Below are 12,477 nucleotides of genomic sequence, written 5' to 3'. Positions count from 1 at the left end.
CTTTTGGCTCTAGCCGACCTTCCTAGCGGCTGTCTTACCATAAGTCATGTCACGCGACCACGTGACAACCAATCCCAAACTGGTTCACAAGTGATCTTTTTTTGGTTTCCGCAGTATCCCCGAGCCAAGACCGCGAATTGCAGCGGTGGTGCGGTCATTCACCTCAAGCTTCGAAAAGATGCGCCTGACATTGGTATCCACCGTATGACGGGAGATGCCCAAAATCTCGGCAATCACATTGTTGCTCTTGCCCGCCGCGATCCATTCCAGCACTTCAATCTCGCGCGGCGACAGGTTGGCGTCGCGCAGGCCAACGTCTTCCATCATTATCGAGTAGCGCAGATGCGCCGTCTGCGCCGCACTTTGCAGCGTAAAAATATCAGCCTTGGACAGTTTGGGCGCACCCGCCTCAAACCCCAAACACACAACCGCCGCAGCGCCCTGCGGCCCATGCACCTGAATCGCCAAACCATCGTTCGGATGCAATGTCAGTATCCTGTGCAAATAGGCCTGCTCCGCTTTCGTCAGCCGCGTGAGCTCCTCAACCTCAGACCAGAAGAACGGCACGATGCGCCTCCGGGCAAGATTTTCGATGGGGCTGGCCCCTAATTGTGCGCGGTCGAGGATTTGCGATGTCCAGCGTTGCTCGTCCGTAACGCTCATGTCGCGGTCAAACTGAACGGCCGTCGCTTCACTATCGTCGCCATGATAGCTGACCAGATTGATGCCGTAGGTCGCATAAAAGGCCAGGCCGCATTGCGACAAGGCCACCCCGTCCTCGGCCTCGGCACAGCAGCGTGCGAAACGATCCAGTGCCGTTTTCTCTGGCATTCATGTCCCCCTAACTCGCCCGCAATATTTGCACAAAGGCACCGCGTTTTTGCAATATCGGACGATTGGCTATCGACATAGGGTGATCCACGCCCCACTTCACAAAGTGACGCAACGTATCGCTTACGTCAACGTAAGCATTCATTGTATCAGCAGGACAGGTCCCCACCTGAAGTCTACCAACGACGCTCGGAGAGACATGATATGACTGCCGATACACTGACCATCCGCGAAATGTGCGACGCCTTTGAGGTGACCCCCCGCACCCTGCGCTTCTATGAAGCCAAGGAACTGCTGTTCCCGCACCGCGAAGGTCAGAAACGCCTGTTCACCAAAAGCGACCGCGCCCGGCTCAAGCTGATCCTGCGCGGCAAACGCTTTGGATTCAGCCTCGAAGAAATCCGCCAGTTGCTGGACCTGTATCACATGGGCGACCAGCAGCAGACCCAGATCGCCGCCGCCTATGACGTGGCCCGCGCCCGTCTGGCCGATCTCGAATCCCGCCGCGATGAGCTGAACGAGGCGATTGACGACCTCAAGGACCAGTTGAAATGGGGGGAAAAGATGATCGCCTCCATGAACCAGCCGCGCCGCGCCGCTGAATAACCCAAGCGGCCCCGCGCCGCGCCTGATTTCCAGAAAAAGACCACCCGGAGAGCATTGATGCCCAGCTACACAGCCCACACCAAAGACCTGCAATTTGTTCTGCACGACGTGCTGAAAGTCACCGAGAGCAAGACACCCGGCTACGATGAGTTGGAGCCTGATTTCACCTCCGCCATTCTCGAAGAAGCAGGCAAACTGACCTCCGAAGTGCTCGCCCCGCTGAACGTCGTGGGCGACAAGGAAGGCTGCCGTTTGGAAAATGGCGTGGTCTACACGCCCACAGGGTTCAAAGAAGCCTTTGAAAAGGTCAAAGAAGGCGGCTGGCCCGGTCTCGACATGCCCGAACAATACGGCGGGCAGAACATGCCCTATGTCCTCGGCACCGCCGTGGGCGAAATGTTCTCCGCCGCGAACCAGGCCTTCACCATGTACCAAGGTCTGACACACGGCGCAGCCTCCGCAATCCTCGCACACGGCACCGACGCACAGAAGGACACCTACCTGCCCAAGATGGTTTCATGCGAATGGACCGGCACCATGAACCTGACCGAGCCGCATTGCGGCACTGATCTGGGCCTCATGCGCACCAAAGCCGCGCCGCAGGATGACGGCAGCTACAAGATCACCGGTCAGAAGATCTTCATCTCGTCGGGCGAACACGACATGGCCGACAACATCATCCACCTCGTACTGGCCAAGATCGAAGGCGGCCCCGAGGGCATCAAAGGCGTGTCGCTCTTCATCGTGCCCAAGTTCATGGTCAACGAAGATGGCTCCTTGGGCGAGCGCAACGGCGTCTCCGTCGGTTCTATCGAAGAGAAGATGGGCATCCACGGCAACTCCACCTGCGTGATGAACTATGACGGCGCCACCGGTTACCTCTTGGGGACCGAGCACAAAGGTATGCGCGCCATGTTCACCATGATGAACGAAGCCCGCGTCGGCGTCGGCATGCAGGGTCTGGCACAGGCCGAAGTGGCCTACCAAAACGCCGTGATCTACGCCAATGACCGCCTGCAAGGCCGCGCCGTGACCGGCGCCAAATTCCCCGAGAAACCCGCCGATCCGCTGATCGTGCATCCGGACATCCGCCGTACGCTGATGGATCAGAAAAGCTTCGTCGAAGCGGCGCGTGCCTTCATCCTCTGGGGCGCCACCATGATCGACGCCGCTCATCGTGCCGATGACAAAGATGCCGATGGTCTGGTTTCGCTGCTGACCCCGGTCATCAAAGGCTTCCTGACCGACCAAGGCTACGACATGACCGTGAAGGCCCAGCAGGTCTACGGCGGCCACGGCTATATCGAAGAATGGGGCATGTCCCAATTCACCCGCGACGCCCGCATCGCTCAGATCTACGAAGGCGCCAACGGCGTGCAGGCGCTCGACCTCGTGGGCCGAAAACTGGCGTTAGACGGCGGCAAGCACGTTATGGCCTTCTTCGATCTGGTCAAAGGCTTCATCAAGGACAACGCCGGCCAAGACGCCGAGTTTGACGCGGCCTTCCTTGAGCCGCTGAAAGCGGCCAGCAAAGACCTGCAATCGGCTGGCATGTATTTCATGCAAAACGGCATGAAGAACCCCAACCACGCGCTCGCCGGGTCGAACGACTTCATGCATATGTTCGGCCACGTTTGCTTGGGCCTGATGTGGGCGAAAATGGGTCTAGCGGCAAAAGAAGCGCTGAAGAACGGCAGCGGCGACGCGGCGTTCTATGAGACGAAACTGGCGACAGGCCGCTACTACATGGCGCGTCAATTGCCCGCCACGGCTCTGCACCTGACCCGCATCCAATCGGGTGCAGATACGGTGATGGCGTTGGAGGCCGCAAACTTCTAAAACGGGGGGTGGGGGCCTGTTCCCCACCCTACCCAACATTCGGAGAGACCATGCCCAAACGCTTCCGCCTGACCCGCCGCTTCCCCGTCGCCATGACCGAAGAAGGCTACCGCAGGCTTAAGAAGTTCAGCGCGGATGCCGGTCTCGACGAAGGCGAAGCACTGTCGTTCCTGTTCGAGAATTTCAACTCGGTCATGAACGAGGAAAACTTGACCGCGCGGCTGCGCCTGTTCAACGCCGAACTGGAAAGCCGCAAACGCTGAACCCTGGGGAGGGGCGGATGACGCAAGGCAAAACATCCACATGGATGACCGAAGAACACCAAATGATCGCCGATATGACGGCGCAGTTCATCAATACCGAATGGGCGCCCAAATTTGAGAAATGGCGCAAGCAAGGCCAGATGGACCGCGAGACATGGGCGCAAGCCGGTGAGCTGGGCCTGCTCTGCCCCTCGGTGCCCGAAGAATACGGCGGCGCTGGCGGTGATTTCGGCCATGAAGCCGCCATCCTGATCGAAGGCTCCCGCGCCAACCTCGCCTCATGGGGCCACGGCATCCACTCCGGCATCGTCGCGCATTACATCCTCGCCTATGGGACCGAAGACCAAAAGAAACGCTGGTTGCCAAAAATGGTCTCCGGCGAGCTTGTGGGCGCGCTGGCCATGACCGAACCCTCCACCGGCTCCGACGTGCAGCGGATCAAGACTAAGGCCGTGCGCGACGGCAACGCCTATAAGCTCTCGGGCCAAAAGACCTTCATCACCAACGGCCAACATGCCAATCTGATCATCGTCGCGGCCAAGACCGACCCCAAGGAAGGCGCTAAAGGCGTCTCGCTCGTCGTTGTCGAAACCGACGACGCCCAAGGTTTCCAGCGTGGCCGCAACCTCGACAAAATCGGCCTGCACGCCGCCGACACGTCAGAGCTGTTCTTCGACAACGTCGAAATCCCGCCCGAAAACATCCTTGGCCAAGACGAAGGCCAAGGCTTCTACCAAATGATGCAGCAGCTCCCCCAAGAGCGCCTTATCATCGGCTGCGGCGCCGTCGGAGCGATGGAAGGCGCGGTCGCGCGCACGATCCAATACTGCAAAGAACGCGAAGCCTTTGGCGGCCCCCTCACCCAATTTCAAAACACCCGCTTTCAACTGGCCGAGGTCAAAACCAAAACCGCCGTGTCCCGTGCTTTCCTCGACGAATGCATCGCTGAACACCTGCGTGGCGAGTTGACCGTCGATAAGGCCGCAATGCAGAAATACTGGCTCACCGACACCCAAGGCGACGTGCTCGACGCCTGCTTGCAACTGCACGGCGGCTACGGCTTCATGCAAGAATACGCCGTCGGTGAGATGTGGGCCGACGCAAGGGTGCAACGCATCTATGGTGGCACCAATGAGATCATGAAGGAACTGATCGCGCGCAGCCTTTGACCGCGCACATGGGCGCAACCGCCGTGCAGAGGTATTTAAGAAAGGATGAAGATAAGGCCCACCCTGCCCCCTTCATCCTTTTAAAAATACCGTCCGAAGGTGCAGCGGGCGATGACATTTGAGGAGGATAGACACGTGACCATTCAGCTTTATTGCTTTGGCGAATCCGGGAATGCCTATAAGGCGGCGCTTGCACTGGAACTCTCTGGTTTGGACTGGGAGCCGGTGAAGGTGGACTTCTTTGGCGGAGAGACGCGCCAGCCGGACTATCGCGCGCAGATTAACAACATGGGCGAAGCGCCGGTGATGGTCGACGGCGATCTGCGGCTGACGCAATCGGGCGTGATTCAGGATTACGTTGCGGAAATGTCAGGTAAATTCGGCGGCCGCGACGCGACGGAACGCCGCGAAATCCTGCGATGGGTGCTATGGGACAATCACAAGCTCAGCTCCGTTGCCGGGATGACCCGTTTTCTGATGAACTTTCTGCCCGAAGACAAACGCCCCGCCGAGGTTATCGCTTTCAATCAGGGGCGGCTGAAGGCGGCCTATGCGGTGCTGAATGACCATCTCGACGGCCGCGACTGGATCGTGGGCGATGAGTTAACAAACGCGGACCTTAGCTGCTGCGGGTATCTCTATTACCCCGAGCCCTTTGGCTTTGACCGCAGCGACTGGCCCCATATCGACGCGTGGCTCACGCGTTTGAGCGAAACACCGGGCTGGAAAGCCCCTTACGACCTGATGCCCGGCAGCCCTGCTGACCGCGCCTGACCCCGGAGGACATGAATATGACCCAAGACGTTTACATCTACGACGCCCTGCGCACCCCGCGTGGTAAAGGCCGCAAGGACGGTGCGCTGCATGAGGTCACATCGCTGCGCTTGTCAGCACAGACGCTAAATGCCGTGAAAGAGCGTAACAATCTCGAAGGCCATGCCGTTGAGGATGTGATCTGGGGCAATGTGACCCAAGTCATGGAACAGGGCGGTTGTCTGGCACGCTCGGCGGTGCTGGCGTCCGATCTGGATGAACGGATTCCGGGTCTCGCCATCAACCGTTTCTGCGCCAGCGGCATGGAAGCGGTGAACCTTGCAGCGAACCAGATCAAAGGCGGCGCTGGCAATGGCTATATTGCCGGCGGTGTCGAGATGATGGGCCGTGTTGCCATGGGTGCTGACGGAGCGGCGATTGCCGTGGACCCCACGCTGGCAATGGAGAAGTATTTCGTGCCGCAGGGCATTTCAGCGGATATCATTGCCACCGAGTTTGGTTTCTCACGCGATGAGGCAGACCAACTTGCCATGCAGTCCCAGCAACGCGCGGCGCGGGCATGGGAAGAGGGGCGCTTTGACAAATCCGTCATTACTGTGCGCGACCAAAACGGTCTCGCGATCCTCGACCGCGATGAATACATGCGCCCCCAGACGGATATGCAGAGCCTTGGCGGCTTGAACCCGGCGTTCCAGCAGATGGGCGAAGTCATGCCCGGCTTTGATAAGGTCGCGTTGATGAAATACCCGCATCTGGAGCGGATCAACCACATCCACCATGCGGGCAACTCGTCGGGCATCGTGGATGGTGCTGCGGCTGTCTTGATCGGCAACAAGGAATTCGGCGAGCAGCACGGGCTGAAGCCTCGCGCCCGCATCCGAGCCACCGCCAAGATTGGCACCGACCCGACCATCATGCTGACCGGCCCGGTGCCGGTGACCGAGAAGATCCTCAAGGACAACGGCATGACAATCGGCGACATTGATCTGTTTGAGGTCAACGAAGCCTTCGCCGCCGTGGTGTTGCGCTTCATGCAGGCCTTTGATGTGGACGACAGCAAAGTCAACGTGAACGGCGGCGGCATCGCTATGGGTCACCCGCTCGGCGCCACGGGTGCCATGATCATCGGCATTCTGCTCGATGAGATGGAGCGGGCTGACAAAGAGGTGGGGCTGGCCACGCTCTGCATCGCCTCCGGCATGGGTGCCGCCACTATTATCGAGCGCGTGTAAGCTGCGTAAGGGAGTCAAGAATATGACCGATTTCACATTGAATAAAGACGACCAAGGCATCGCGACCATCACATGGGATGTGCCGGGCAAGAGCATGAACGTGATGTCCTTTGACGGGCTGCGCGATCTGGAAAAGCATATTGACGATGCGCTGGCGGATGACGCTGTCAAAGGCATCATCATTACCTCCGGCAAGGAAGGGTCTTTTGCCGGTGGCATGGACCTGAACCTGCTGGCGAAGATGAAGGAAGACGCGGGCGACGATCCGGCCAAGGGTTTGTTCGAAGGCACGATGCAGATGCACGCATTGCTGCGCAAGATCGAGCGCGCGGGCATGGACCCGAAGACCAACAAGGGCGGCAAGCCTGTCGCCTGTGTGATCCCCGGCACGGCTGCGGGCATCGGGTTGGAACTGCCACTGGCCACGCATCGTACTTTTGCTGCCGACAACCCGAAGGCGCGGATTGGCTTGCCGGAGATTCTCGTTGGTATCTTCCCCGGTGCTGGTGGCACAACGCGGATGGTGCGCAAGCTCGGTGCCATGGCGGCCTCGCCCTTCCTTCTGGAAGGGAAAATGGTGGCCCCTGCTGCTGCGGTGAAAGCTGGGATCATTGACGAGGTTAGCGAAGACCCGATGGCCGCGGCCCGCGACTGGGTGCTGAACGCCAAGGATGCCGATTTGGTCAAACCTTGGGATGCCAAGGGCTATAAAATGCCCGGCGGCGCGCCCTATCACCCGGCGGGTTTCATGACCTTCGTCGGCGCCAATGCAATGGTCAACGGCAAGACACAGGGCGTCTATCCGGCGGCCAAGGCGCTTTTGTCGGCGGTCTATGAAGGGGCGCTGGTGCCCTTCGACACGGCGCTAAAAATTGAGGCACGCTGGTTCACCAATGTGCTGATGAACCCGTCCTCGGGCAATATGATCCGCTCGCTCTTCCTCAACAAAGAGGCGTTGGAGAAGGGTGCTGTACGGCCCGAAGGTGTGCCAGACCAGCGGGTTAAGAAGCTGGGCGTGCTCGGTGCGGGCATGATGGGTGCGGGCATCACGCTGGTGTCGGTTCAGGCTGGAATCGAGGTGGTGCTGATTGACCAGACTCAAGAAGCCGCTGACAAAGGCAAGGCCTATTCCGCGAGCTATTTCGACAAGGGCATCGCCCGCAAGAAATCGACCGAGGAGAAGAAGGCCAAGGCGCTGGAACTGATCACCGCGACCACCGATCTCGATGCGCTCAAGGGCTGTGACCTGATTATCGAAGCGGTCTTCGAAGACCCTAAGGTGAAGGCCGAGATGACCCAGAAGGTCGAAGCGGTGATCCCCGAGGATTGTATCTTTGCCTCCAACACCTCGACCCTGCCGATCACCGATTTGGCGAAAGCGTCGAGCCGCGCGGAGCAATTCATCGGCATCCATTTCTTCTCGCCTGTCGAGAAGATGCTGCTGGTGGAAATCATCAAGGGCAAGGAGACCGACGACCGGGCCGTGGCCAAGGCGCTCGACTATGTGCGCCAGATCCGCAAGACGCCGATCGTGGTCAATGACGCACGTTTCTTCTATGCCAACCGCTGCATCATTCCCTACATCAACGAAGGTGTGCGGATGGTGCAGGAGGGTGTTGAGCCTGCGCTGATTGAGAACGCTGCTAAGCTGGTTGGTATGCCGCTAGGGCCGTTGCAGTTGATGGATGAGACGTCGATCGACCTCGGTGCCAAGATTGCCCGCGCGACTAAGGCGGCGATGGGCGATGCTTATCCGAACGACGACATTGATCCGCTGGTGTTCTGGATGGAGGAAGAGGGTCGTCTGGGTCGCAAAGCCAACGCCGGTTTCTACAGCTATGACGCCAAGGGCAAGCGCGAGGGGCTGTGGCGCGGCATGGGAGACAAGTATCCCGTGGCCGAGGAGCAGCCCGATCTGATCGAGGTGCAGCATCGCTTGCTTTTCTCGCAGGTCTTGGAAGCCGTGCGGGCGCTTGAGGAAGGTGTCTTGATGGACATCCGCGAGGGTGACGTCGGCGCGATCCTCGGCTGGGGTTTCGCGCCTTGGTCCGGTGGCCCGCTGAGCTGGCTCGACATGATCGGCGCGCCCTATGCGGCTGAGCGTTGTGATCAGTTGACCGAGAAGTTTGGTGAGCGCTTTGCTTGTCCGGACCTGCTCCGTGAGATGGCGCAGAAGAACCAGACGTTCTACGGGCGGTTCAACCCGGATGCCTCGAAGGCTGCATGATAGATGGGGGCGCTTCGGCGCCCCTTTTTCTTTGTCGTGAGGGCCACCCCCTTTGCTGCCACCCGGCCCGGAATCAAGCCGCAGGCGCCGGGCCATCGCCTGCCCGCCCCCCGGGTGGGCGATTTGGTGAGGCTGAGTACGACACCGCGATGGCACACCATGGCTGAGCCATAAAGTGGCAGCTACACCGGTCGGATCGCCGACCCGCGGGCAGACGATAGCCCTAGTGTGCTTGGTAAACGTAGCCAAACCGAGCGATATCCTCGGCGCAGACCGCCGCCACGATATCGTGCAACTCGGGCGTGTAGGCCACCGCCCCTTGCGAGGCATTCACCCGGGGCAGCGCCAGTTCAAACCCCAGATGGTCGAACAGCGGTGCCGCATCTTCGGCGAAATGCTCCAGCCGGATATAGAGATCAGAGCGCTCCCGCCCCGCCGCGTCCTGCATATACCGCCGCGCGCGCCATGCCCGCAAACTTGCCTGCGTCTGCGGATGGCGCAGGAACCCCGCGAAATCTGCCTGCTTCGCCAACTCCACTGCCGGATGCGCGAAGCTCTGCCCGCGCAGCCAGCGGTAATAGCTCGCCACCCGGTCCCACGGATTGCGCACCAGCGTGAAGCAGAACAAACCGTCCAGATCCTCACCCGACACCAGCCCATCCACATCTGCCAGTGTCGAGTGCTTCCACAACCGCCCCGCCGCCTGCACCCCTTGCAACCGCCGCCGCCGTTTCAGCGCTTTGGGCGTATCACCCAGCATGAGGTCATCCTTCATCGCCCGCCTCTCCAGCGCCAGCGCCAGTGAGGTGCCTCCGGTCTTGGGGATATGCACAAAGACGTAGCGGCGGCCGGGGCTGATGATCACTCGACACTCTCCGGCGCGCGCAGGGGGGAGGGCTCATCGCTGCGCAGGGCAATCACCGCCCCGGCACCTGCGATCATCGCCATGCCGACAAACCCGAGCGTCGAGATGGTTTGCCCCCAAAGCACCCACGCCCAGAAGCTCGCAAAGATCAGCAAGGCATATTCAAAAATCGCCACATGCCCGGCCTCGCCCAGTTGATAGGCCCGCACCAAAAGCCCGATGCCCAGCAGTGAGCCAACCGCCTGCACCGCGAACCAGAACCACATGGACCCGTCCAGCGGCCCCCACGTACGGCTCACGAAACCCGGCGTGCCGGTCACCTCGCTGCCCGGCAGCACCAACATGCCCAAAGCACCCATCACGGCCAACATGCCAAAGAACCCAGCGGTCATGACAAGGGTGCTCTCACCTTCGCACCACGCCCGCGTCGCCACCGCCCCGATAGCATAGAGCACCCCGGCCACCAGCGGCAGAAAGGCCACAAGGTCCAGATCATTCGGGTCAGGCCGGATCACCATCAGCGCCCCGGCAAAGCCCACGACCACCGCGCCCCACCGCCATGGGCCAACGGGCTTGCCCTGAAACACTGCAGAGATCAGCAGCACAAAGAGCGGCGAGGTGAATAGCCCGGCCACCACCACCCCGATGGGCAGAAAGGCAAGACAGCCAAAGTAGATCAGCATCGCGCCCGATTGAAACAGGCTGCGCCCCACCACAGCCCAGAACCGCTGTGGCCGCAGAATACCAAAGCCGATGGCCGCCAGCACCGCCAGAATGGCCACCGCCATGATGCCGCGGACAAAGTGGAATTGCCAAAGCGAGCCGCGTTCCGAGATATAGGGGACGAAATTATCCGTCAGGCCCAATGCCGCCATGCCACTTACCGCACAGATCGCGGCCAGCCCCGGTTTCACTGCTACATCCTGCATCTTGCCCCCCTTTTTCGCGCTCTCCCTCTTTGCAAAGTCACGTCCTCGCAGCAATACTCAACCCCAAATCGCAACCAAAGGCTTGGGAGGGTCATATGGGCTGGATGTCGGATGAAACGGGGCTGGAAAAATGCGCGGCGAATTTCGTGCCACTGACGCCCCTGTCGCACCTGCGGCGGGCGGCTCAGGTGTTTCCCGATCAGACCGCTGTGATCTATGGCGCCCACCGCGTTAGCTATGCGCAATATCACGCGCGGTGCAGCCGTCTGGCCTCGGTGCTTGCTCGGATCGGCGTGACCCCCGGCGATGTGGTCGCCACGCTGATCCCCAACCTGCCCGCACAGGCCGAAGCGCATTTTGGCGTCCCGGCCTGCGGCGCAGTGCTCAATACCATCAACATCCGGCTTGATGCGGGGACAGTGGCCTATATCCTCGATCACGGGGAGGCCAAGGTGCTGCTGGTCGATAGTGAGTTTATCGATCTTGCCGAAGCCGCCTGCGCCAAAATGGACGGCCGCTGCCCCGCGATCATTGAGGTACCCGACCCCCACGCGGGCTTTCCCGTCACCGGACGCCACCCTGAATATGAGAACCTGTTAGACGAGGGCGACCCCGATTTTGACTGGATCATGCCCAGCGACGAATGGGAAAGCCTTGCGCTGAACTACACCTCCGGCACCACCGGGCGGCCCAAGGGCGTGGTCTATCATCACCGCGGCGCCTATCTGATGACGATGGGCACGGTGGTCAGTTGGCAGATGGTGCTGCGCCCGGTCTTTATGCAGATCGTGCCGCTGTTTCACTGCAACGGCTGGAACCACACTTGGATGATGCCGCTTCTAGGCGGCACGCTGGTCTGCTGCCGCGACATTACGGCGGCGGCGATCTATGACGCGATTGCCGATCACGGTGTCACCCATTTCGGCGGGGCGCCGATTGTGCTGAACCTGCTTGTTAACGCCGCTCCCGAAGCCCGCCGCAGCTTTGAGCACCGGGTCGAAGTCTTTACCGCAGGTGCGCCCCCTGCCCCTGCGACCCTGTCCAAGATCGAAAAACTGGGGTTCAACGTCACGCAGGTCTACGGCCTGACGGAGACTTTCGGCCATGTCACAGAGTGTCTTTGGCAGGCAAAGTGGGACGACCTGCCGGAGCCCGAACGTGCCGCCATCAAGGCGCGGCAGGGGGTTGCCATGCCGATGATGGAGCATATCACCGTCACCGATCCCGAATGTGTCCAAACCCCGATGGACGGCAAGACGTTGGGCGAAATCATGATCCGCGGCAATTCGGTGATGAAAGGCTACCTTAAGAACCCCGAGGCCACGCAGGAGGCTTTCGCGGGCGGCTACTTCCACTCCGGCGATATCGCGGTGCAGCATCCCGACGGCTATATCCAGATCGCGGATCGCGCCAAGGACATCATCATCTCGGGCGGCGAGAACATTTCAAGCGTTGAGGTCGAAGGCGTGCTGATGGGCCATCCGGAGGTCAACTTGGCCGCCGTGGTGGCGCAGCCGCATGAGAAATGGGGCGAGGTGCCCTGCGCTTTTGTCGAACTCAAGCCGAACGCGACCACAACTGAAGCCGAGTTAATCGCCTTTGCCCGCGAAACGCTCGCTGGGTTCAAAACGCCCAAACGGGTGGTCTTTGGCGACTTGCCCAAGACCTCAACCGGCAAAATCCAGAAATTCGAGTTGCGCAAACAGGCCAAGGCCCCGTGACGCGGGGCCACATTATGTCAC

General features: G+C 60.4%; 11 protein-coding genes. 8 read left to right on the top strand and 3 right to left on the bottom strand.

Annotated features, from left to right (window positions below):
• Positions 1-84: 84 nt before the first annotated feature.
• Positions 85-831, bottom strand: a complete 747-nt coding sequence (locus HTT03_RS11150; RefSeq protein ID WP_174859855.1) for a helix-turn-helix transcriptional regulator — start codon at positions 829-831, stop codon at positions 85-87.
• Between the two features lie 204 nt (positions 832-1,035).
• Here HTT03_RS11150 and HTT03_RS11145 point away from each other — a divergent pair, with 204 nt between their 5' ends.
• The 7 genes from HTT03_RS11145 (at position 1,036) to HTT03_RS11115 (ending at position 8,941) form a co-directional block, all read left to right on the top strand.
• Positions 1,036-1,437, top strand: a complete 402-nt coding sequence (locus tag HTT03_RS11145; protein WP_174859854.1) for a MerR family transcriptional regulator — start codon at positions 1,036-1,038, stop codon at positions 1,435-1,437.
• A 57-nt stretch (positions 1,438-1,494) separates the two neighbouring features.
• Positions 1,495-3,276 (top strand): acyl-CoA dehydrogenase C-terminal domain-containing protein, encoded by a 1,782-nt coding sequence (locus tag HTT03_RS11140; RefSeq protein ID WP_174859853.1) that lies wholly within the window; start codon positions 1,495-1,497, stop codon positions 3,274-3,276.
• A 50-nt stretch (positions 3,277-3,326) separates the two neighbouring features.
• A complete protein-coding gene (locus HTT03_RS11135) occupies positions 3,327-3,539 on the top strand; it encodes a hypothetical protein (RefSeq protein WP_174859852.1) in 213 nt (70 codons plus the stop codon).
• Between the two features lie 17 nt (positions 3,540-3,556).
• Positions 3,557-4,708 (top strand): acyl-CoA dehydrogenase family protein, encoded by a 1,152-nt coding sequence (locus HTT03_RS11130; protein WP_174859851.1) that lies wholly within the window; start codon positions 3,557-3,559, stop codon positions 4,706-4,708.
• A 135-nt stretch (positions 4,709-4,843) separates the two neighbouring features.
• Entirely contained in the window at positions 4,844-5,482 is a 639-nt protein-coding gene (locus tag HTT03_RS11125) for a glutathione binding-like protein (protein WP_174859850.1), read from the top strand.
• A 17-nt stretch (positions 5,483-5,499) separates the two neighbouring features.
• A complete protein-coding gene (locus tag HTT03_RS11120) occupies positions 5,500-6,714 on the top strand; it encodes an acetyl-CoA C-acetyltransferase (protein WP_174859849.1) in 1,215 nt (404 codons plus the stop codon).
• A gap of 22 nt (positions 6,715-6,736) precedes the next feature.
• Complete coding sequence (locus HTT03_RS11115) at positions 6,737-8,941, top strand: 3-hydroxyacyl-CoA dehydrogenase NAD-binding domain-containing protein (protein ID WP_174859848.1); 2,205 nt, start codon at positions 6,737-6,739, stop codon at positions 8,939-8,941.
• A gap of 223 nt (positions 8,942-9,164) precedes the next feature.
• Here the strand turns inward: HTT03_RS11115 and HTT03_RS11110 are convergent, their stop codons facing one another.
• Together HTT03_RS11110 and HTT03_RS11105 are read right to left on the bottom strand one after the other, a co-directional pair.
• Positions 9,165-9,806, bottom strand: coding sequence for a sulfotransferase family 2 domain-containing protein (locus HTT03_RS11110; protein WP_174859847.1), 642 nt, complete (start codon positions 9,804-9,806; stop codon positions 9,165-9,167).
• The gene (locus HTT03_RS11105) at positions 9,803-10,735 is read right to left on the bottom strand and encodes a DMT family transporter (protein WP_174859846.1); all 933 of its coding nucleotides are present in this window, start codon (positions 10,733-10,735) and stop codon (positions 9,803-9,805) included. The genes HTT03_RS11110 and HTT03_RS11105 overlap by 4 nt, the downstream gene beginning before the upstream one ends.
• A gap of 95 nt (positions 10,736-10,830) precedes the next feature.
• On the opposite strand from HTT03_RS11105, the gene HTT03_RS11100 reads away from it, so the two are divergent.
• Positions 10,831-12,456 carry an AMP-binding protein gene (locus HTT03_RS11100; RefSeq protein WP_174859845.1) on the top strand — a complete coding sequence of 542 codons (1,626 nt, stop codon included), beginning with the start codon at positions 10,831-10,833 and terminating at the stop codon, positions 12,454-12,456.
• Positions 12,457-12,477: the final 21 nt, after the last annotated feature.

The organism is Sulfitobacter maritimus, assembly GCF_013346665.1.
Taxonomy (GTDB): Bacteria; Pseudomonadota; Alphaproteobacteria; order Rhodobacterales; family Rhodobacteraceae; genus Sulfitobacter; species Sulfitobacter maritimus.
This window is presented reverse-complemented; position numbering and strand designations above follow the sequence as displayed.